The 20,827-nt window shown below is 51.2% G+C and carries 19 protein-coding genes; 5 read left to right on the top strand and 14 right to left on the bottom strand.

The features are described 5' to 3' along the window. Positions 1–13 precede the first annotated feature (13 nt). Complete coding sequence (locus U0026_RS04620; protein ID WP_126440980.1) at positions 14–205, bottom strand: hypothetical protein; 192 nt, start codon at positions 203–205, stop codon at positions 14–16. 42 nt (positions 206–247) lie between these two features. Between U0026_RS04620 and araE the strand changes: the two genes are divergently transcribed. Continuing rightward, entirely contained in the window at positions 248–1,666 is a 1,419-nt protein-coding gene (gene araE / locus U0026_RS04625) for an arabinose-proton symporter AraE (protein ID WP_062773221.1), read from the top strand. An 82-nt stretch (positions 1,667–1,748) separates the two neighbouring features. Here araE and U0026_RS04630 read toward each other — a convergent pair whose 3' ends face one another. The 5 genes from U0026_RS04630 to U0026_RS04650 all read right to left on the bottom strand — a co-directional run bounded on the left by U0026_RS04630 (position 1,749) and on the right by U0026_RS04650 (position 7,172). Further along, complete coding sequence (locus U0026_RS04630; RefSeq protein WP_062773224.1) at positions 1,749–2,876, bottom strand: oligogalacturonate lyase family protein; 1,128 nt, start codon at positions 2,874–2,876, stop codon at positions 1,749–1,751. Between the two features lie 69 nt (positions 2,877–2,945). Beyond that, positions 2,946–4,232: an ABC transporter substrate-binding protein gene (locus U0026_RS04635; RefSeq protein ID WP_062773227.1), complete on the bottom strand. Its 1,287-nt coding sequence runs from the start codon at positions 4,230–4,232 to the stop codon at positions 2,946–2,948. 14 nt (positions 4,233–4,246) lie between these two features. Continuing rightward, positions 4,247–5,374: an ABC transporter ATP-binding protein gene (locus tag U0026_RS04640; RefSeq protein ID WP_062773229.1), complete on the bottom strand. Its 1,128-nt coding sequence runs from the start codon at positions 5,372–5,374 to the stop codon at positions 4,247–4,249. A gap of 12 nt (positions 5,375–5,386) precedes the next feature. Next, complete coding sequence (locus U0026_RS04645; protein WP_062773232.1) at positions 5,387–6,289, bottom strand: carbohydrate ABC transporter permease; 903 nt, start codon at positions 6,287–6,289, stop codon at positions 5,387–5,389. Next, positions 6,282–7,172: a carbohydrate ABC transporter permease gene (locus U0026_RS04650; protein ID WP_052282047.1), complete on the bottom strand. Its 891-nt coding sequence runs from the start codon at positions 7,170–7,172 to the stop codon at positions 6,282–6,284. The genes U0026_RS04645 and U0026_RS04650 overlap by 8 nt, the downstream gene beginning before the upstream one ends. Positions 7,173–7,740: 568 nt before the next feature. On the opposite strand from U0026_RS04650, the gene wzz(fepE) reads away from it, so the two are divergent. Next, on the top strand, positions 7,741–8,766 hold the full coding sequence (gene wzz(fepE) / locus U0026_RS04655; RefSeq protein WP_241973942.1) for an LPS O-antigen length regulator Wzz(fepE): 1,026 nt from the start codon (positions 7,741–7,743) through the stop codon (positions 8,764–8,766). A gap of 226 nt (positions 8,767–8,992) precedes the next feature. On the opposite strand, the gene U0026_RS04660 is transcribed toward wzz(fepE), so the two are convergent. Then, positions 8,993–9,319 carry a cupin domain-containing protein gene (locus U0026_RS04660; RefSeq protein WP_062773235.1) on the bottom strand — a complete coding sequence of 109 codons (327 nt, stop codon included), beginning with the start codon at positions 9,317–9,319 and terminating at the stop codon, positions 8,993–8,995. Between the two features lie 142 nt (positions 9,320–9,461). Here U0026_RS04660 and U0026_RS04665 point away from each other — a divergent pair, with 142 nt between their 5' ends. After that, a complete protein-coding gene (locus tag U0026_RS04665; RefSeq protein ID WP_062773238.1) occupies positions 9,462–10,154 on the top strand; it encodes an aspartate/glutamate racemase in 693 nt (230 codons plus the stop codon). 68 nt (positions 10,155–10,222) lie between these two features. Here the strand turns inward: U0026_RS04665 and U0026_RS04670 are convergent, their stop codons facing one another. The 5 genes from U0026_RS04670 to U0026_RS04690 all read right to left on the bottom strand — a co-directional run bounded on the left by U0026_RS04670 (position 10,223) and on the right by U0026_RS04690 (position 16,577). Continuing rightward, on the bottom strand, positions 10,223–11,344 hold the full coding sequence (locus tag U0026_RS04670) for a CfaE/CblD family pilus tip adhesin (RefSeq protein WP_174525766.1): 1,122 nt from the start codon (positions 11,342–11,344) through the stop codon (positions 10,223–10,225). After that, positions 11,341–14,037, bottom strand: coding sequence for a TcfC E-set like domain-containing protein (locus U0026_RS04675; RefSeq protein WP_062773241.1), 2,697 nt, complete (start codon positions 14,035–14,037; stop codon positions 11,341–11,343). Before U0026_RS04675 ends, U0026_RS04670 begins: the two co-directional genes overlap by 4 nt. A 79-nt stretch (positions 14,038–14,116) precedes the next feature. Then, positions 14,117–14,626 carry a CS1 type fimbrial major subunit gene (locus U0026_RS04680; protein ID WP_062773243.1) on the bottom strand — a complete coding sequence of 170 codons (510 nt, stop codon included), beginning with the start codon at positions 14,624–14,626 and terminating at the stop codon, positions 14,117–14,119. A 30-nt stretch (positions 14,627–14,656) separates the two neighbouring features. Continuing rightward, positions 14,657–15,364, bottom strand: coding sequence for a fimbria/pilus periplasmic chaperone (locus tag U0026_RS04685; RefSeq protein WP_062773246.1), 708 nt, complete (start codon positions 15,362–15,364; stop codon positions 14,657–14,659). Positions 15,365–15,653: 289 nt separating this feature from the next. Further along, a complete protein-coding gene (locus U0026_RS04690; RefSeq protein WP_062773249.1) occupies positions 15,654–16,577 on the bottom strand; it encodes a LysR family transcriptional regulator in 924 nt (307 codons plus the stop codon). A gap of 116 nt (positions 16,578–16,693) precedes the next feature. Here U0026_RS04690 and lysA point away from each other — a divergent pair, with 116 nt between their 5' ends. After that, a complete protein-coding gene (gene lysA / locus U0026_RS04695; protein WP_062773252.1) occupies positions 16,694–17,950 on the top strand; it encodes a diaminopimelate decarboxylase in 1,257 nt (418 codons plus the stop codon). Between the two features lie 173 nt (positions 17,951–18,123). On the opposite strand, the gene U0026_RS04700 is transcribed toward lysA, so the two are convergent. Beyond that, complete coding sequence (locus U0026_RS04700) at positions 18,124–19,134, bottom strand: LacI family DNA-binding transcriptional regulator (RefSeq protein ID WP_062773255.1); 1,011 nt, start codon at positions 19,132–19,134, stop codon at positions 18,124–18,126. Positions 19,135–19,288: 154 nt separating this feature from the next. On the opposite strand from U0026_RS04700, the gene U0026_RS04705 reads away from it, so the two are divergent. Beyond that, complete coding sequence (locus tag U0026_RS04705) at positions 19,289–19,765, top strand: GNAT family N-acetyltransferase (protein ID WP_062773376.1); 477 nt, start codon at positions 19,289–19,291, stop codon at positions 19,763–19,765. Here U0026_RS04705 and galR read toward each other — a convergent pair. Continuing rightward, positions 19,726–20,742, bottom strand: coding sequence for an HTH-type transcriptional regulator GalR (galR, locus tag U0026_RS04710; protein WP_062773258.1), 1,017 nt, complete (start codon positions 20,740–20,742; stop codon positions 19,726–19,728). The genes U0026_RS04705 and galR overlap by 40 nt on opposite strands. Between the last annotated feature and the right edge of the window lie 85 nt (positions 20,743–20,827).

Raw genomic sequence — 20,827 nt, forward strand, 5'->3', positions numbered from 1 at the left:
AAATCATCCATATCTAAATATCCAGATAATCCATGTGGATCTGCCCATTGATAAATAGTAACGCATGTGTAACAGGATATTTTGACGGCGCGGAACGATTAAGATCTCTATCTGAAAGTAAAATGTCCATCACAAAACCATACAGTGCAGCAATAAAATCCATATCTTTAACGCGTCCAGCCTGACACCTTTGCCCTGCAATCACTTACTTTCATGCCATGTGTTACTTTGCCAGGCAGGAATAAAAATGACTTCAATCAGTAACGATCCTTCGCTAATGCCGCGTACCCAGCGTGATACAAAGCGTATGAACCAGTTTGTCTCGATTGCCGCTGCGGTGGCAGGATTACTTTTTGGCCTTGATATTGGCGTGATTGCGGGGGCGCTGCCCTTTATCACCGATCACTTCGTTTTATCCAGCCGTATGCAAGAGTGGGTTGTCAGCAGCATGATGCTGGGGGCGGCCATTGGCGCGTTATTTAACGGTTGGCTCTCCTTCCGCCTGGGGCGCAAATACAGCCTGATGGTAGGGGCGATTCTGTTTGTCGCAGGTTCCATTGGCTCGGCGTTTGCCGCCAATGTCGAAATGCTGTTAATTGCCAGGGTGATTCTTGGTGTGGCCGTGGGTATTGCCTCTTACACAGCACCACTGTATCTGTCAGAAATGGCGAGCGAAAACGTGCGCGGTAAGATGATCAGCATGTACCAACTGATGGTAACGCTGGGGATCGTCATGGCGTTTCTGTCTGATACGGCCTTTAGCTACAGCGGCAACTGGCGGGCGATGCTCGGTGTGCTGGCACTACCGGCGGTCTTGTTGATTATTCTGGTTATATTCCTGCCAAATAGCCCGCGCTGGCTGGCAGAGAAAGGTCGTCATGTTGAGGCTGAGGAAGTGTTGCGTATGCTGCGTGACACCTCCGAGAAAGCGCGCGATGAGCTCAATGAAATTCGTGAAAGCCTGAAACTCAAACAGGGGGGCTGGGCGCTGTTCAAAATTAATCGCAACGTTCGCCGTGCGGTGTTCCTCGGGATGTTACTGCAAGCTATGCAGCAGTTTACCGGCATGAATATCATCATGTATTACGCGCCGCGCATCTTTAAAATGGCGGGCTTTACCACCACCGAACAGCAGATGATCGCCACGCTGCTGGTGGGGCTCACATTTATGTTTGCCACCTTTATCGCGGTGTTTACCGTTGATAAAGCCGGACGGAAACCCGCGCTGAAAATCGGTTTTACCATCATGGCGCTGGGGACTCTGGTGCTGGGCTACTGCCTGATGCAGCTTGATAACGGTACTGTATCCAGCGGGTTGTCCTGGCTTTCCGTGGGCATGACAATGATGTGTATTGCAGGTTATGCGATGAGTGCCGCACCGGTGGTGTGGATCCTGTGCTCGGAAATCCAGCCGCTGAAATGTCGTGACTTTGGTATCACCTGTTCGACCACCACTAACTGGGTGTCGAATATGATTATTGGTGCGACCTTCCTGACGCTGCTGGATTCGATTGGCGCGGCGGGGACTTTCTGGCTGTATACCGTGCTGAACGTGGCCTTTATTGGCGTCACCTTCTGGCTGATTCCAGAAACAAAAGGGGTGACGCTTGAACATATTGAACGCAAGCTGATGAAAGGCGAGAAACTTCGCGATATCGGGGTGTAAACAGATCCCGGCGGCGCTACGCTTGGCCGGGCTACACCAATCAGTAGCCCGGCCAAGCGCAGCGCCGCCGGGAAGCACCCAACTACACCTTCGCCAAATACAGTGCCGGCATTCCTTCAACATCTGAGGTATACAGCACCCACTCACCATCCGGTGAGAACGACGGGTGAGGGTGGGTCACCTGACGATCGCCATCCAGCACCTTCCAGCTACTGTTATGCTGACAAATCGCTTTCTTATCGCCGGTTTGCAAATCAAATACCCAGATAAACGGATCGTTCAGGCTGATGTCGCCGGTATTATGCGGCGCACCGTCGCCGACCACTAAAGACCCATCGTGATTGCTCATCAGGTGAGAGCAGGGTGGGATCTCCATCAACTGGCGGTTTTCCAGGGTGACCGGATCGGCACTGTAGAGATAGCGATGCGGGTTGTTTTCCTGATGCGCAACGTAATAAAGCGCAGAACCATCCGGCACCCAGAATTCATGAGTAAAGCTTTCGCCCGGCTGTTGCTGACGCACGCAGCGGAGGTTGCTGCCATCCTGATTAATCAACCACATCCGCGCATCAATCGCGTCACGCGGTCCCTCGTGGCAAAACGCGACGGTAGTGTCATCGTAAGGCCGGTAGATAGGATGCCCAAGCCAGCGTTTCTCCTGCAAAATTGTACGCTGCTCGCCGGTTTTCAGGTCGATATTAATCAGACGGCATTCCGGCTCGGTAAAGTAGAACGCGCGGAATTTCGACCAGTCGGTCAACGGCTGCCAGTCGCGTTTTTTAATCTCAATACCGACCAGTTTTGTACAGTCGGAGTTGGCAACCCACGTCCCGTAGGCGACCCACTCGTCGTCCACTTCATACACCACGTACTCTTCAAGCGTAGTGAGGTCAACGCGTTTGAGCTGACGCGTATCTTTGACGTACCACAAAGATTGGTCATCATCCGACAAGAAGCCGCCGAAAGTATTATCCCCTGGGCCATCGGTCAACTGGGTGGCCTGCTGCGCGGCGATATCCAGTAAATAGTAGTTCCAGTGCCCCTCAAACGCGCCGCCAAAAATCAGTTTGCCGCCATCGCGGGTAAAGCATTTTTGGTAGAAGTAGTTCCGGTGGCAAATAATGTGCGGTGGCGTCATCCGGATCACTTCGTGACCGGTTTCGCTGTCTGTCTGTTGTCGGAAATTCAGCGGGATGATTTTGCCTTTCATGTGCTTTCTCCTTAGATAAAAAAATACCCCGCAACCGGAAGTTGCAGGGTATTAATACATTTAAATCAATTAGCGCATGGCGCGTTTCAGGATACGTTCAGCCTGACGCTGGAAGTCGGATGCCGCTTCCTCTACCGTTTTCTGACCATAGTCGATGTACTGCAAAGAGGTACCGAACTGGGCAACAATCTGCGGATCATCAAAGTACGGAGACACGCTCAGTTTCGCTGGCAGAGACTGCGCCAGGCGCAGACCGGCAACAGACGGATCGCTCTCTTTCAAGGTGCCATCTTCGGTCAGGTATTTCACCGCCACTTTGCTCAGCGGAACGCCACGCTCCAGACCCAGCGTATCCACGCCTTCTTTGCTGTTCAGCAAGAAGTTGATCACTTTCGCTGCGGCTTCTGGGTTCTTGGTAGACTTGCCGATAGACAGCATCTGCGCAGGTTTGAAGAACAGGCCCGCATCGGTAGCACCTGGCAGCATTGGGTAGTTACCCAGCTCCAGCTTAGCCGGTGGCTTCAGGTTATCGGAGTACTTGTTAATGGTGGAGTTCCACATATAAGTACCGCCCCATTCGCCCTGGATCCACGGCTTCATTTCGTACATGTTGCTCTTACCAAATGACGCATAGTATTTGGTGTCTGGCATCACGTGGCTATCGACCAGTTTTTTGTACATCTGGAAGAACTCAACCCACTGCTCTTTGCTGTAGGACAGTTTCTTGGTCTGCTCGTTGATTGCCGGAATATTGTATTTCTGCGTCATATAGGAGTTCAGCAGCGCCAGCGTATCCTGGTGCTCCAGAACCACTGGATAATACTGTTTACCCAGCTTGCTTTCGAAGGTCTTACCCGCCGCCATCAACTCATCCCAGGTTTTCGGGTATTCAACGCCCGCTTGCTTCCAGGTTTCATTGTTGAGGTAGAACACGCGTGCGGTCACGGAGATTGGGATCCCGTTCAGTTTGCCGTTCACCGTGGTGGACTGCAGTTCTTTCGCATCGAACTGGCTTAAGTCGATAACGTCCTTCATTTTGTTCAGATCGTAGAAACCGTCGCCATTTTTAGAAAAAATCGGCAGCCAGTTCCAGTTGGTCTGCATCACGTCCGGCTCGGTACCGCCAGCAATCTGGGTAGTCAGACGGGATAAGTGGCCGTCCCAACCGGTGTACTCAGCTTTGACATTAATATCCGGGTTTTGCTTATGGAACTCTTCCAGCGCCTTCAAAGTCACTTGGTGGCGACCGTTACCGCCCCACCAGGACATACGAAGATCGACATCCTTTGCCATAGAAGGGAGGGCCGTGAGGCCCAGGGTGGCGGAGATTGCTGCGCTTAAAAGCACTTTTTTCATTTTAAGACTCCAGATTAGATAGAGAGGTTCTGTTCAGTTTTAGCATCAAAAATATGGCATTTATCCATGTCAAACTTGAAGTACACCTTACGATGAAGACCTTTATCAATCATTGGCTTAGCTTCATCTGAAGGAATGCGTGCCGTCAGCTCATAGTTAGCAACTTTCAGGTAAACGAAGAATTCGTGGCCCATGTTTTCCACACGAACCATCTCGCCGCTACAACCGCCGTGTTCAAACGGGTTGTCGGAGACGGAAACGAATTCCGGGCGGATGCCGTAGAACACTTCTTCGTTTTCATGGCCGGTCAGTTTCTGGTGCAGGCTGTCGCACAGCGGCATAAACTCATCGCCGATGCTCAGGTTCAGACGACCTTCTTTGTCCACCAGTTTGCAGGAGCGGATGTTCATTTCTGGCGCACCGATAAAGCCCGCAACGAACATGTTTTTCGGCTTGTGATACAGATTATCTGGCGTATCAACCTGCATGATGTGGCCCAGTTTCATTACGCAGATACGGTCGCCCATGGTCATCGCTTCGGTCTGATCGTGGGTCACGTATACGGTCGTCGCTGGTTTACCGGATTTCTTCAACTGCTTGTGCAGGTCGGAAATACGGATACGCATTGAGGCACGCAGTTTGGCGTCGAGGTTAGACAGCGGTTCATCGAACAAGAACACGTCTGGCTTTTTTACAATCGCACGGCCTACCGCCACACGCTGTGCTTGACCACCGGAGAGCTGGCGCGGTAAGCGGTCGAGCAATTCATCCAGTTCGAGAATTTTTGCCGCTTCATTCACCTGCGCCTCAATCTGCGCTTTCGGCATCTTGCTCAGCTTCAGGCCGAACGCCAGGTTTTCACGCACGGTCATGTGCGGATACAGCGCATAGTTCTGGAACACCATCGCAATCCCACGCTCTTTTGGCGCGAGGTTGTTGACGATTTTCTCGCCGATGCGAACTTCACCGCCGCTGATGGTTTCCAGACCAGCCAGCATACGCAGGGTGGTGGATTTGGCGCAGCCTGATGGCCCGACAATCACCATGAACTCCCCTTCTGCGATTTTCAGGTCGATACCATGTACCGCTTTGAAGCCGTTGGAGTACACTTTTTCCAGTTTGTTGAAAATAACTTCAGCCATGATATATCCCTCTTAACCTTTAATTCCGCTGCTGGTCACGCCCTGAACGAAGTAGCGCTGCGCCAGGAAGAACACAATGATGGATGGCAGAATGGAGATACTCGCCATTGCCAGAATTTCATTCCACGGCGCACCTTCGGTGACGTCGATGGACATTTTAAGAGCCAGTGCAATCGGGTACTTGTCTACGCTATAGACGTAGATCAACGGGCCGATAAAGTCGTTCATAGACCACATGAACTGGAACAGGGCGACGGAGATAATCGCCGGCTTCAGGATCGGTACCACCACGTACCACAGCACCTGGAAGGAGTTACAGCCGTCAATCTGCGCCGCTTCTTCCATGTCACGCGGTACGCCGCGCAGGAACTGAATCAGCATGAAGACGAAGAACCCTTGCGTAGCAAATGCCAGCGGCAGGTACAGTGGCATATAGCTGTTCAGCATGCCCATTTCACGGAACATCAGGTACTGAGGAATCAGCAGCACGGTGCTTGGCAGCAGCATCGTGGTGATGAGCGTCGCGAACCAGAATTTCTTCCATGGGATCTCGAAGCGGGCAAAGCCATACGCCACGATAGTGGAAGAGATAATGGTCAGGATCACTTTCGGAATCACATACTTGAAGGTGTTCAGCATGTAATGGCCGAAGTTGTATTCCGTACCGGTTTTCCAGCCGTTAATAAAGCCGTCCCAGGTGGCATGCGTTGGCCACAAGCCCAGGGTGGTGAAGATCTCGTGGTTCGGTTTGAACGACGCCGAGAACATCCACGCCAGCGGGTAGAGCATCAACAGGCCGACGAACAGCAGAATGACGTAACGGATCCAGGCGTTGATCTTTTCGCGTCTAAGGGTTCGGGCAACCTCACGTTCAGCAATGCTTCTTGCTTCTGAGATTTGTTGGATATCAGCCATTTTTGCCTCCCTTATCGGCGGAGTAGAACACCCAGTATTTTGAAGACTTAAAGGCGATGCCAGCGAAGACAGCAACCACCAGGAACAGAACCCATGCCAGCGCTGCGCCATAACCCATATCGAAGTACTTGAACGCGGTATCGTAGATGTACAGTGAGAACAAGTAGGTCGAGTAGGTTGGGCCGCCGCCGGTGATAACGTACGGGCCGGTAAACTCCTGGAATGCCTGAGTGGTCTGCATGATGAAGTTGAAGAAAATAACCGGCGTAATCAGTGGCACGGTGACTTTCATAAACATCTGCCATTTAGACGCGCCATCAATCATTGCCGCTTCGTATTGCGATTGCGGGACGTTTTGCAGAGCGGCCAGGAAGATAACCATCGCCGAACCAAACTGCCATACGCGCAGCAAAGTCACGGACATCAGCGCCAGAGACGGCTCGCCCAGCCAGTTAACCGGGTCAAAACCGAGTACGCCGATAAAGCTATTTAACAGGCCATCAATAGCAAACAGTGCACGCCACAGAACGGCGATCGCCACAGAGCTACCGAGAATCGACGGGATATAGTAAGCAGTACGGAAGAAGCCAATACCGCGTAATTTAAAGTTAAGAACAAACGCAATCCCTAAAGCAAAAGCGAGTTTTAATGGGATGGTTAAAAATACGTAGGCAAACGTCACGCCCATGGATTTCCAGAAGAGGGAATCTTCCGTCAGCATGTAGCGATAGTTCTCGATGCCGTTAAACACCGGCGGACTCATCAAGTCATACTCAGTAAAACTGAGGAAGAAAGATGAAACGAATGGGAAGGCCGTAAAGATTATTAACCCTATGATATAGGGAGAAATCCAGGCCAATCCCAGCATTCTGTTTTCATTCATACATACCTACCTGGCGAACAAGTGTGTCAAACGGATTGGGTGTTTGTTACATCCCTCGCGCCTTCTGGCGCCTGAGATGTTAAAGTGTCAGCTTGGCGTTAGTCATTAAGCATTCCCTGTAAGTAAATGTAATCTAAGATATTTGTTTGGTATTCATTCGTCCGGCGCTTCTGGTTTCAAAAACATATTCCTGCCATGGTTATTTTATAAAACGCCGTTTTAAATTTATTTTATTGCTATTTGTTTCGGCGTCATTCGATTAATGATGAAAGTGTGATCGAAGTCGAAACGACGTTTTAAAAAGGTGAGTGGTGTGGCATTTTGCGATGGGAGGAAGGTGAAGACGCTCAGGATGCGTTTTTTTATGTATGAATGCTATTCAGGGGGAAGAACGGGCGTTTTGTCGCAAAACCCCAAATAATTAGAGTGATAAAATAGAGATTATTCTTATAGAATCGAATTTTAATTATTCGAAAAAAAGCGTCTGGATATCTCTGAAATGGCTGAATCACCGATTATGTCAATGGAACCAGTACTACCGCATCCGGCTCCTCTAAGAAATTTACCAATGGTTGCCAGCAATGACGAAATTGATCTTCGTCTCCTTTTGCTACAACTTTGGCAAGATAAGAAGACCGTCATGGCCTTTGTTGTCGTTGCTGCGATTCTGAGTCTGGTGCTGGCCTTCATGCTGCCGCAAAAGTGGACCAGCAAGGCCGTTCTGGCCGTGCCTGAGAGTATCCAGGTGGATAATCTGGAGCATGCCATCATTCAGGTGCGTGCGCTGGGCGTTGATATCAAGGGAAATCGTGGCGATATCTTTAACCTTTTCATTAAGAAACTAAGCTCCCAGTCACAGTTCGAGGATTGGCTGCGCTCATCCGGGATGGTGGATGATTCGACCGATCCCGTTACGCTGCATCGTGAAATTGTCCGTATGGCGGAAAGCCTGACGGTGGTGAATAACGCCGATCCTAAGAAAGCGAATGAGCAACTGCCTTATGTGAGCTGGACGCTTTCCTTCACCGGAAGCGAGCAGGAGCAGGCGCAAAAGATCCTCAACGGCTACCTCGACTTTATTAGCCTGCAAGTCCGCAAAGAAGTGCTGGAAACTTTGCGTAGCAGCATCGATAAGACGATTCGCAATGGTAAAGAGAGTCTGGAATTAGACCGTACTTATCTGGAAAATGCGCGTAACATCCTTATTCAGCGATTAAAATATTCCTTGAGCATTGCCAATGCCGCGGGAATTCAAAAGCCGCTGTACAGCCAAGGCATGGCGGTAAAAGACGATCCTGATTTCTCTATTTCTTTAGGGGCAGCAGGCATTGCTGAAAAACTGAAAATTGAATCGTCATTAAAAGATGTCAGCGATTTGAACAGTGATTTGCAAAACCGTGAATACACGCTGAAAAAACTCCAGGCCTTGTCGATTCCTGACGTGGACTTTATGCCGGTCGCCTACCAGCTTTCGCCAACGCTGCCACTGAAAAAGGACGGCCCAGGTAAAGCGCTGATTCTGGTGCTAGGCTGCATGCTCGGTGGTTTTTTAGGATGCGGGTACGTGCTGGCTAAACGGATGCTTAAAGCCTAAGTTCAGTAGCATTGCTGAGTGATAGTCAGAAATAGAGTCTTAGCTCGGTGTGCCCCCTCTCCCTTTTTAAGGTAGAGGGTTGGGGTGAGGGTTACAGCGCGATAATCGATGACAATCCCCTCACCCTAGCCCTCTCCCCATAGGGGCGAGGGAACCGAATGGTGATGGTTTTTGGTTACGTGTCACGCTTTGCTGGGGAGGCTTCAATCACCCCCCAACGTCGCCGTTACTGATTTAAAAAATCCTGGCGCATCGGGGTAAAGGTGTCCAGCAGCGTTCCCGCTTTCAGGCAAACGCAGCCGTGCATAATATTCGGCTGCTTATACAGCGTGTCTCCCGCGCCCACCACGTGCTTCTCATCACCAATGGTGAATTCAAACTCCCCGGACAGTACGTAGGTCAACTGCTCGTGCGGGTGGTTGTGCATCGGGCCAATTGCCCCTTTTTCGAAGTTCACTTCAACTGCCATCATTTTGCCATCATGGGCGAGAATACGACGAGTCACGCCATTGCCCAGATCTTCGAGGGTGGTTTCTTTATGAAAAATAAACATCCTGCCGTCCTGTATTAAGTTGAAACAATGTTTCATTAAATTTATATCAGAAACCCTCAAAAAGAAAACGATAGCGGCAGATGTGGAAAGTTGATCACATCTTTGGTTCACTGGAGAGATAACAACGTACAGGGGAAAAATGATGAAAACGATGGGTCTGTTGGGTGGGATGAGCTGGGAATCGACTATTCCGTACTATCGCCTAATAAATGAGGGCGTAAAGCAGCGCCTTGGCGGGCTGCATTCGGCGCAGATTTTGCTCCATAGCGTCGATTTTCACGAGATTGAAGCCTGCCAGTCGCGCGGGGACTGGCAGCAGGCGGGAGAGATTCTGGCGCGTGCGGCGGTCGGGTTACAGCAGGCGGGTGCTGAAGGCATCGTGCTGTGTACTAACACCATGCACAAGGTCGCCGAGGCGATTGAAACGGCGTGTGACGTGCCGTTCCTGCACATTGCCGATGCGACGGGACGCGCCATCAGTCAGCAGAATATGAGCAACGTGGGGCTGCTGGGTACGCGCTATACCATGGAGCAGGATTTCTATCGTGGACGCCTACAGGATGAATTTGGTATTAGCACCTTGATTCCCGAACAAGACGTACGCCTGAAAATTAACCAGATAATTTTTGAAGAGCTATGCCTTGGCGAGTTCAGCGATGCGTCGCGTGATTATTATCTGAGTGTGATAGGTGAACTGGCGAGCCAGGGAGCGCAAGGGGTGATTTTTGGTTGTACCGAGATTGGTCTGCTGGTGCCAGCAGAATTAAGCCCACTACCGGTGTTTGATACGGCGGCGATTCATGCCGCGGATGCGGTGGAGTTTATGCTGTCTTGATGCTGGGGTGCCGGATGGCGCTTGTGCTTATCCGGCCTACGTTCTGGGGTAGGCCGGAAAGCGCGTTGTTAGATGCTGTTCAGGCTGGGGCTAAATTCCACGGTCAGTACGCCTTTATAGTATCCGGCGGCTTTGTCGGTGACGCGGAATTTATCCACAATCAGCCGCAGCGGTGCAGGGGAGCAAAGTACAGGATAGGTAATCGACGGTAGTCGTACCGGACGGATTTGATCCTGACCGTTTTCTCCGGCTTGTAGAGTGAAGGCATCGTTGTTTTTAACCGTTCTCCAGCCTTTGCTGTGAGGGTCGAACATTTCCACGCGGTAATCGACGCGTTCGGCTTCATCTGTTCCGCCCGTAGCGGTGTTATAGATGGAGAAATAACCGTCTTTGCGAGCCGCTGCTGTTTTACCTTCATCTTTAAATGACAGATCCATACTGTCACTGTTGGAGTTGAAGCCGTCGTACAGGCACATATCCAGATTGGTGACATCTTCAACATAGCTGTTGCTGGTGACCGACCCGGTCGGGTGCAGGTCGAGCTGTACCAGTGGGTTAGCGCTGTTAAATTCCGGGAAGTAAATATCCTGTTTGCCAGTGGCTTTGCCTTTGAGGGTGATGTCAGCAGTATATTTATGCCCACTCCAGTTACCACCGGTAATCAACTGTAGGTGGCCTTCCCACACGCCGCCAACAGGTAGGTTGTTCATTTCGCTTTGTGGGATATAAACGGTTAACAGTCTGGAGTTAGACGTGAAGCTACTAGTACTGTTATAGCAGCTAGCATACTGATTGTCATTTAAGGGGAAATTGCCCCCGCATATAAATGAACTATCTGGATCTTGATCATCATAATAGTACATATTTAGATATCCCTGTAATTTCAGCGGGAATCGCATACCGCTACGCCGTTCTGTAAGCATTATTGTGATCGTAGAGCTATGGCTCTGGTGGGTACACGATTGCTGAAGATCGGCATAATTGCAGTTAAATGGGAAACTTCTTTGGCTGTAACCGTAAGCGCCAATGTAACCGTAGTCCCATATATAATCATCGGCAGGAGCACCGGAAGGAAGCTCATACTCTTGCAGTACAGGTATGTTGTTGGTCATCACCGGATAGACCCCGTTCGCAGCAGCATAGCCGCTGAACAGTAGCCCGCCGATGAGCGCGAGTTGGATTAATTTCATTGCACACTCTCCCTTTGTGCGGTTTCTAGCGCTTGTCTGCGCTGTGATTGCTTAAGCTGTGCCTGTACCTGAATGGGCGAAGGCAACTGATCGTAGGTCACCACTGAGCATTGAATATCTCCGGCAAAGCGAATGCTGGCGCGTTTCTTCAGTACTTTCAGCGGGCATTTCAGGAATGACTGACCAGCCAATACGTACAGCTCGCGTGAAGAGCTCTGCATTTCCAGCGTGAACCCACCGTCATCTGCCATCAGCAACATCGCACTGTTTACCCCAATGACTGGATATTTTTTCAGCGCTTCCGGCAGCAGCAGTCGGCCAATATAGTTGTAGTTAAAGGTGGCGGACACTTCGCGGTAGCGCAGTTTGCCCGGTAGCAGCATCAGGCTTTGTTTGCCTGAACCGGTAATCAGGTTGGTGGTACCGGTCTGGTTTTTACGTGCGCTGTCGTTGACGTCGACGTAACCCATTTCATAACCGGTGTAAGGGAACAGGACCGATTCATCGCCGGTCAGGCTGGCCTTACTGCCATTTGTGGTGGCATCCACGGACAAATCATCGGCATCGGCGTCGTCCATTTTTTTCACCGCGATTAGCACAGCTGCCGATGGGTCACCGTTACCCGCGCGGCCAACCTGCACCCCGTGGCGGCTGACGGCAAGCGTGGAGCTGTAGCTGCCGGTAAAGGCGGTACTGTGATCGCGGTCCTGCGTGTCGTAGCTGTCGGTGAGATAGGCGCTGAGGTTGCCATACAGACCATCAATACGACCGTTGACGCCGCTGTCGAGGGTATCAGTATTAATACCGCCAAGGCTCACACCTACTTCTTTATGGTTGACGTTATCGTCATACCAGGTCCGTGCCAGATTCCAGGATGTCTGGTCGCTACTGTTTTTACTAGTGCGATAATCGGCACCGATGGTGGTGCTACGGCTGCGCGCGTTATTATCCTGGCGCGGCATCTCGCTGAAGGTAAACATAAAGTAGGCACCGTTATCGTTGCCGGTGCTGTCGTTGTTGTTACGCGTAAATACGCCGAGGTTGGTGTTCAGGATCCAGCTAGTCAGGCTGAAAGAGCGTGAGGCGCTAAACTGGATAGTATCTGAGGTGGAATTAGCGCTTGCCTGGCTGAAATAGTTATCACTAAAGTCTTCGTCGTTGTCCCAGCGCGTGCGATAGTCCGCATGGTTGCGGGTGCGGTTCCAGTTTAAGGAAAGGCTCCAGCTTAAGATGTTTTGTGATAGACCTGCGCTGATGCTTTCAAAACAGTTGAGATCGTAATCTTCAGAATCAGTATCGCCGGAACACTGACCGCCGCTAGTATCTTTTCGGTACAAGTTCAGTGAGGGCAAGTTCTCCACCCGCCAGTTGAGCTGCTGCATGTTACCGCGGCCACCCTGGTCGTTATAGAAAAAGCCGGTTTGCAGATCCATATCACCCAAAGCACCCAGTGCCGGGGTGATATGACCGTTAACTTCCGCAGAAAAGTTATTGTCTACCGAGGCCACGCCGAGCATCAGCTCGCTTTGTGCCGTTACCGGAAGTCGCACGCCAGCCTGGGCAGAGGTGGAACCGTCATCGCTATAGCTTGTTGATGAACTGGAGTCATCCGCCAGTTTACCCGCCTGGATAAACCACTGGGCATGGCCGTCCGTTATGCTCCCCGTTTTGGTAAAAGGAACCACTTCAGTACGGGCAAACTGATTGCTTTCATAAATTTTCAGCTGAAGGGTGTAGCTCCCAGAGGGGAACGAGCTGGTGTCGAGTGACTGATTGCCGCCGTTTAAGTAAAACGAACCGAGCAGTTGGTTATCGCGATAGGCATCAACGCGTGAGCTGCGCGAAAGCAATACGTTGACCGGTGTGCCCTGGCCCGCCTGTTCGCGGTTGAGATAGCTCAAGGTCGATCCTGCGCGAACCCCGTCAAAGGCGTCGAGTGGCAGGAAGGTGAAATTAAAGTTACCGCCATCAAGATTAAACAGGCTGCGGCTGTCCATTCGCCCGCCCTGAACGTAAAAGCGGCTCATGAGATCGTAGCGATAGTACAGTTCACTGACGTCAACGTCAGTCTCGGTTTCACCATCGCTCTCGTTGCCATTCAGGCTCCAGTAACCGCCAATGTAGCTGTTATCGGTGATGCCTAAAGCGCCCGTACCTTGCAGATACGCCGATTTAAAATCGTCCTGGATGGCGACGTTAATATCCTGCTGATGGATGAACGCGTTAACGATATCATCATCTTGGCTCGCTTTCAGATAGAGGGAGGTTTGGGTGCTGTCGGGGTACCACTCTTTATTTAAGAAGAGATTGACGGCGTTCTGCTCGTCATTGTAAATCAGTGCGACGTCGTTAGTGGTGAGATAACCGCAACCAGCGCTGCTGTTTACCGTCGAACAGGCAAGTTCACCGTGACGTTCAAGAGGCTGGCTGAGTTTTGCTACAACGGTTTTGATACGATCCTGATCGTTACCCAGGGCCATTGCGGTGAGAATCTTTTGGGGCTGTTCGAACCTAACGGTATCAAGGTTAACGGTGGCGTAAAACTTACCCAGATTGCGTCCTGCAAGATAGACGTCAATATATTCCTGCTGGCCCTGCACGATGGCTTCAAATCCTGGTGGAATTGAGTCTGTACGTGCATGAGCGACATTGAGTATGGAAAAGATTAATAGCCCAAGAATTGATTTTTTCATTACTCAATCATCTTCCTTGATATAGTAAAAAATGAACCGAAGACTTTTCTTCGGTTCATTGGGTTTATTGCAGTAAAAATTAGATAGTGCCGGCGTTCTGGTACAGATAGATGCTGACAACACCCTGATAGGTACCGGTAGTCAGAGGTTCCTGCGTGGTCTGTGCGATCTGCAGGGCTTTAGCTACAGAACCTGTTTTCAGTGCGGTATCAGCATTCGGGAACAGTTCTTTTGCTGCCAGAGTTACCGCGGTAGTAGACAGTGCTTCGCCGCCCCAGGAAACGGTCATCGGAACGGCGTCACCACCCAGGCTGTTAACCAGAACGGCATCGCTGGTCAGCTGCATCATGACATCTTTAGTCACGTCATTTGCCCAGATTTTGGTCTGCAGCTGGTAAGGAACCAGGCCGGTGCCTGGGATATACTGCATATCAACGTTTTTTGGCAGCGCAGAGTTATCAACCTGAGTCATATCCAGCGCGGCATCAACGGTTGCAGTAACGGTAATATCTTTCTGTACTGCCATTGCAGAACCCATTACAGAAACCATTGCCAAAGCGAGTAAGGATTTAGAGATAACTGATTTCATTTACTTATATTCCATGTAATAAACTACTGATTAATGAATTGGGAAGTCCTGTGAGTGCTTTGACTTGTCAATCCAGTTCCAATACTGAACAACGACCCGGTCGTAATTCAATATGTTTTTAGGTACATAGCTAGCGCGTGGGTAAATATTATTACCAACATCCTGCCATGCACAGTCTTTGTCTGATTGTGATTTTTTACACAATCCAATTTTTAATATTTTAAAACGTTGATTGCCGGTGTTTATTATTTTGCCATCGGCAAGCAGGTTGATTTTTAACTGCGGGTTTTCTGGTGGGACGCTGACGAGTACACCCCAGATAAGATTAATGGTTAATTGCGACTTGGTATTTTGAGTCCCTTCAAGCGGGTCATCAAGCTGCGGTACTGCCTCGAACTTCACACGGTAAGTTGTCTCTTCCTTTACCGGCTCCATTGCGACCAGTCGTACCATTTTAGTGGCGCCAGCGGGGAGGGCGAATTTGGGAGGCATAACGACAATCGCGGTAGGATCGCCATTTTTAATTTCAGTTTCTTTTTCTTGGGTTGTGCCGATACCGGTAATATTAAGAATTGATGTCTTAATATATTGCACATCGCTGGAGCGAGAAATAACACGCACGCTGCTTTCGCCTTGATCGTTCATATCAACTGACATGGGATAGACGGACATATTTGCGTGGCAGAGCGGAGCCAAACATGCTAGTGAAATAGCACACAGGTTTAACTTTAGTGTCATGTTATAATTCCCTGTTAGTCATTCTGTTATTCAGCATCCTGTTGAATAAGTAATGCGCTAGTTATGGTTTAATATTTAAAGTAAGAAAGTGTTATGGAATGAGGTCAAATTATACTTTTTACGATTCGCAATAAAGTGTGTTTTTCTAAAAAGTATATTAAGGAAAGATTAAATCATATTTTGCGTGAATGGATTTCAATGTTATATAATATCTTATTTATTAGTTTTATTATGTTATAAATAAAAAACACTTCTTTAGCTATTTGTGCTGCATGGTTTTTTTGGGATTTTATGAATTTAGCCAGCATTTATAAGATTCAATGATATTAGGTGTTTGATGTATTAAATGACTGCTAAAAGCATCAACCAGCGCTGATGAAGGGCGATGTAAAGGATGTACCAGACTGACGGTAAACGGCACCGAAACGCTAAATCGGCGGATAACGATCCCACTGCTGGCATAGTCCATTGCCGTCAGCGGATTCACAACAGAGATCCCCACGCCTGCGCGTACCATCGCGCAAATAGAGGCGGCGCTATGGGTTTCAATCACCATCCGACGTTTGACCTGATGCTCGTTAAATAGGGTATCCAGCAGCTGGCGGTAGCTGTCGGTGCGTGACAGGCTAATATAGTTTTCGCCCTGAAAATCTTGCGGTGTTAAGACCGTTTTTTCAGCCAGCGGATGCCCTTGCGGCAATACGCAAACTTCATCAAGCGAAAGTAACTCCGTGCGCTCGGTCCCGGCGGGGGTATGGACTGTTTCCGTTATCCCTAAATCATGACGCTGTGCCGACAGCCACTCCTCCAGCAGCGGAGACTCCTGCGGCACAATCTGAATATTGACCTGAGGATAGCGTGCCAGAAACGGTTGCAGCAGCGAGGGCAAAAAGGATTGCGAAAAGACCGGCAGACAGACAATTGATAACTCCCCCTGGCGGAACTCGCGCAGGCTTTCGGCGGCACTGACGATGCGGTCTAGGCCGTACCAGGAACGCTGCACTTCTTCAAATAACCGCAGCCCTTGCACCGTTGGGTGTAGGCGACCACGGCTGCGCTCGAAAAGCTTTAATCCTAGCACCTGCTCAAATCGCGCCAGCTCGCGGCTGACGGTCGGCTGCGAGGTATTCAGCATCCGCGCGGCTTCCGTCAGATTACCCGCCGTCATAATGGCGTGAAAAATTTCGATATGGCGCAGGTTAACGGCAGGCATGGGTAATCCTCGAATAAACAGTCCATATCATTTTTGCATAGACTCGCGATAAAACGATATTTTTTATTCTGTTCAGGCTGTGGCGTAATCATAAAAAACAGATACCGGAGTTCGCTATGCCACGCCCACTCAACAATACCGACACAGACCTGACCGCCGATAACCTGCTGCGCCTGCCTGCTGAATTTGGCTGCCCGGTGTGGGTTTACGATGCACAAATCATTCGCGCGCAGATTGCCAAACTGAGCCAGTTTGATGTGATTCGTTTTGCCCAAAAGGCGTGCTCGAATATTCATATTCTGCGCCTGATGCGTGAGCAGGGTGTGAAGGTGGATTCTGTCTCATTAGGTGAGATTGAACGTGCGCTGGCAGCAGGGTATGTCGCGGGGAAAGATGAGATTGTCTTTACCGCCGATATGATTGATGAAGCGACGCTGGCGCGGGTGCATGAGCTGCAAATCCCGGTTAACGCCGGGTCGGTGGATATGCTTGAGCAACTGGGCCAGGTATCGCCGGGTCACCGCGTGTGGCTGCGTGTTAACCCTGGTTTTGGTCATGGGCACAGCCAGAAAACCAATACCGGCGGTGAAAATAGCAAGCACGGGATCTGGTATAGCGACCTTCCGGCGGCGCTGGAGGTGATCCAGCGCTACCAGCTAAAACTGGTCGGTATTCATATGCATATTGGCTCCGGCGTGGACTACGGTCATCTGGAGCAGGTGTGCGGCGCGATGGTGCGTCAGGTGGTGGAGTTTGGTCAGGATCTTGAAGCGATCTCGGCAGGCGGTGGTTTGTCGATCCCCTATTGTGAAGGGGAAGAGGCGATCAACACCGATCACTACTTTGGCCTGTGGAATACCGCGCGCGAGCAAATCGCTAAACACCTGGGACACCCGGTGAAACTTGAGATCGAACCCGGACGTTTCCTGGTGGCCGAAGCAGGCGTGCTGGTGGCACAGGTGCGCAGCGTTAAAGAGATGGGTAGCCGTCACTTTGTATTGATCGACGCGGGCTTTAACGATCTTATGCGTCCGGCGATGTACGGCAGCTATCACCACATTTCGGCGCTGGCGGGCGATGGTCGTCCGCTGTCGCAGGCCGCGCAGATTGAAACGGTGGTGGCTGGGCCGTTGTGCGAATCCGGTGACGTTTTCACTCAACAAGAGGGCGGAAAAGTCGAAACGCGTCTGCTGCCAGCGGTTGTTCCGGGCGATTACCTGGTGCTGCACGATACCGGGGCCTACGGTGCGTCGATGTCGTCGAATTACAATAGCCGTCCGCTGCTGCCGGAAGTGCTGTTTGATCATGGTGTGGCGCGGTTGATTCGTCGTCGACAGACGATTGAAGAGCTGTTGGCGCTGGAGCTTATTTGATCGATGGGATTCCCGGCGGCGCTGCGCTTGGCCGGGCTACATTCGTGCACATTTGTAGGCCTGATAAGCGTAGCGCCATCAGGCATCACCGCGCACATTGCCGGATGGCGCTGCGCGTATCCGGCCTACACCCACTGGTAGCCCGGCCAAGCGCAGCGCCGCCGGGACAGGCACTATTCGTAAAACGGTCCGGTAGTCACCGAATCACGCAATACCAGCGTGCCGGTAAACGGCGGGATCGTCTCGATCTCTTCCCCGCTAGCCAGCTTAATCGCCTGGTCTATCGCGGTCACAATCATGTTATCGATCGGCAGATACACGGTGGAAAGCCCCGGCTCCAGCCATTTCGCGCTAGGGGCGTCATCGAAACCAAACAGCGAAATATCCTGCGGAATACGCAGCCCCGCCTGATGCAGCGCTTTTGATGCGCCCAGCGCCATATCATCGTTACAGGCGAACAGCGCGCTGAACTTCACTTTCTCATTAAGCAGCGCGTTACACATGTCGTAACCGCAGTTCATGGTTGAATCACCGTGCTTCACCTTTGCTGCATCCCACGCAATGCCGTTTTGCTCCAGCGCCCGGCGATAACCCTGCAAACGGGCCTTACCGGTTGGCGTGTGGATAGGAACGGTGATGCAGGCAATATCGCGATGCCCTTGGGAAATCAAATATTCTACCGCCTGAAATGCCGCATCCTGCTGCTCGAAGAATACGCAGCGTTCACGAGCCTGGCTGACGTCGCGGTTAATCACCACCAGCGGCATCGGCGTCGTATTCACTAGTTCCATAATGGCTTTCTCGCTCATATGGCGGGTGTAGAGCACAATGGCGTCGCATTGCCTGTCGGCGAGCATCTGCACGGCTTGTTCTTCGCGTTCAGGCGTGTCATGGCCGTCGGTGACAATAAGCTGCTTACCCCAGGCTTCCGTCTGGCGGGAGGCCTGCTGAAGCAGGCGACCAAAATAGAATCCATCGAAGGTGGAAACCACAAGGCCGATGCTGTTACTGGTGCGGTTTGCCAGCGAACGCGCCAGAAAGTTGGGCCGATAGCCTAACTCTTCCATCGCTTTGAACACCTGTTGACGGGTGCTTTCTTTGACCTGACCGGTACCATTGAGCACGCGGGACACTGTCGCTTTCGAGACACCTGCGTGTATTGAGACATCCAGCATCGTTGCCATGATTATTTCCTGAGACTTCGTAATGGTCAGCAGTTTACCACACTCATTCAGGGGCATAAGCGCTCAGAACGTGGCAAATAACCACCGGGATCACGCTTTTTAGCGTCACGGAGTAGAATATCCCAATATAAGAATGTCAGAGGGCGAATTCATCATGCTTATTCAACCACTTTACGCCGCTCCCCAACATGCCGCGCAGGTTAGCCGCTGGCTGTGGGAAGCATTTGGTGACGGGCTTTCACCCGCGTTTTTCGAAAGCGTGGTCCGCCATAGTCAGGTGCCGGGTGCATTGCCTATCACCTTTATCGCGACCGAAGGTGATGCTTTGCTGGCAACGGTGGGATTGTGGCGCTGCGATTTGATAAGTCGTCAGGATCTCTGGCCGTGGTTGGCGGCGCTGTATGTTGATGAGCCCGCGCGGGGACGTGGGCTGGCGGGGCAACTTCAGCAACACGTTATCGACTACGCCAAAGCGCAAGGTTATGACGAACTTTACCTGTACTCAGCGTGCCGGGATTTTTATGAGCGTTTTGGCTGGCAGTACATCGGTGATGGCCTGGATTACCCGGACACCACCGTGCATCTGTATCGTTACGATTTTGGCGCGTCGGCGGGAGCAATCACCGAATGACGGCGCACAAGCGTCGGGCTAAACAGGTGAGTAATATCCGGTAACGGGCGCTTCTCCGCCAGCGCCAGTGCCAGCTCCGCTGCCTGAGTCGCCATGGTGACAATCGGGTAGCGAATGGTGGTCAGACGCGGGCGCACGTAGCGTGATACCAGCACGTCATCGAAGCCAATCAGCGAAATGGCCTGTGGCACATCAATACCGTTATCGTTAAGCACCCCCATAGCCCCGGCGGCCATGGAATCGTTGTAACAGGCGACCGCAGTAAACGGCTTGCCGCGGCCCAATAGCTCTGTCATCGCCAGTTCGCCGCCGCTTTCGTCCGGTTCGGCAAACGTCACCAGCCTGTCATTGCACGGCAAACCGTGCTCTTTCAGCGCATCGTAATAGCCTTGCAAACGGTCTTCGGCATCTGAAATGGTGTGGTTGGAGCAGATGTAGCCAATGCGGGTGTGGCCTTGTTGAATCAGATGGCGGGTCGCCAGCCAGGCACCATAGCGGTCATCCAGCGCGACGCAGCGTTTTTCAAAACCGGGCAGAATTCGGTTAATCAGCACCATTCCGGGGATCTGCTTCATGAGATTGGCAAGCTCGGCATCAGGGATCAGTTTGGCATGAACCACCAGTGCCGCGCAGCGGTGGCGAATAAGCTGTTCAATGGCCTGACGTTCTTTGAGTTCATTATGGTAACCGTTACCGATAAGCAAAAAATTACCGGTGTGATAGGCCACTTGCTCCACGGCTTTGACCATGGCGCCGAAAAAAGGATCGGAAACATCACCGACGACCAGCCCGACGGTTTCCGTCGATTGCTGTGCCAGCGCGCGAGCATTGGCATTCGGATGATAGTTGAGGGTTTCCATGGCAGTGGAAACGGCCTGACGTGAGGCATCGCTGGCTTTTGGGGAGTTGTTGATGACGCGGGATACAGTGGCGACTGAAACGCCTGCAAGCCGGGCCACATCTTTTATTGTCGCCATAATATGCCTTAATAATCTTTCGATGGGTAAACGTTTACACCTTAACAGTTTTACGGAAATCCCTGTTGTATTCAAGGAAGAGTCT

Source organism: Kluyvera intermedia (assembly GCF_034424175.1).
Classification (GTDB): domain Bacteria; phylum Pseudomonadota; class Gammaproteobacteria; order Enterobacterales; family Enterobacteriaceae; genus Kluyvera; species Kluyvera intermedia.

Bases quoted from the DNA above. Each gene is read 5' to 3' on its own strand.
- araE (WP_062773221.1), top strand. From the start codon at position 248: ATGACTTCAATCAGTAACGATCCTTCGCTAATGCCGCGTACCCAGCGT.
- U0026_RS04630 (WP_062773224.1), bottom strand. From the start codon at position 2,876: ATGAAAGGCAAAATCATCCCGCTGAATTTCCGACAACAGACAGACAGC.
- U0026_RS04635 (WP_062773227.1), bottom strand. From the start codon at position 4,232: ATGAAAAAAGTGCTTTTAAGCGCAGCAATCTCCGCCACCCTGGGCCTC.
- U0026_RS04640 (WP_062773229.1), bottom strand. From the start codon at position 5,374: ATGGCTGAAGTTATTTTCAACAAACTGGAAAAAGTGTACTCCAACGGC.
- U0026_RS04645 (WP_062773232.1), bottom strand. From the start codon at position 6,289: ATGGCTGATATCCAACAAATCTCAGAAGCAAGAAGCATTGCTGAACGT.
- U0026_RS04650 (WP_052282047.1), bottom strand. From the start codon at position 7,172: ATGAATGAAAACAGAATGCTGGGATTGGCCTGGATTTCTCCCTATATC.
- U0026_RS04660 (WP_062773235.1), bottom strand. From the start codon at position 9,319: ATGTTTATTTTTCATAAAGAAACCACCCTCGAAGATCTGGGCAATGGC.
- U0026_RS04665 (WP_062773238.1), top strand. From the start codon at position 9,462: ATGAAAACGATGGGTCTGTTGGGTGGGATGAGCTGGGAATCGACTATT.
- U0026_RS04670 (WP_174525766.1), bottom strand. From the start codon at position 11,344: ATGAAATTAATCCAACTCGCGCTCATCGGCGGGCTACTGTTCAGCGGC.
- U0026_RS04675 (WP_062773241.1), bottom strand. From the start codon at position 14,037: ATGAAAAAATCAATTCTTGGGCTATTAATCTTTTCCATACTCAATGTC.
- U0026_RS04680 (WP_062773243.1), bottom strand. From the start codon at position 14,626: ATGAAATCAGTTATCTCTAAATCCTTACTCGCTTTGGCAATGGTTTCT.
- U0026_RS04685 (WP_062773246.1), bottom strand. From the start codon at position 15,364: ATGACACTAAAGTTAAACCTGTGTGCTATTTCACTAGCATGTTTGGCT.
- U0026_RS04690 (WP_062773249.1), bottom strand. From the start codon at position 16,577: ATGCCTGCCGTTAACCTGCGCCATATCGAAATTTTTCACGCCATTATG.
- lysA (WP_062773252.1), top strand. From the start codon at position 16,694: ATGCCACGCCCACTCAACAATACCGACACAGACCTGACCGCCGATAAC.
- U0026_RS04700 (WP_062773255.1), bottom strand. From the start codon at position 19,134: ATGGCAACGATGCTGGATGTCTCAATACACGCAGGTGTCTCGAAAGCG.
- U0026_RS04705 (WP_062773376.1), top strand. From the start codon at position 19,289: ATGCTTATTCAACCACTTTACGCCGCTCCCCAACATGCCGCGCAGGTT.
- galR (WP_062773258.1), bottom strand. From the start codon at position 20,742: ATGGCGACAATAAAAGATGTGGCCCGGCTTGCAGGCGTTTCAGTCGCC.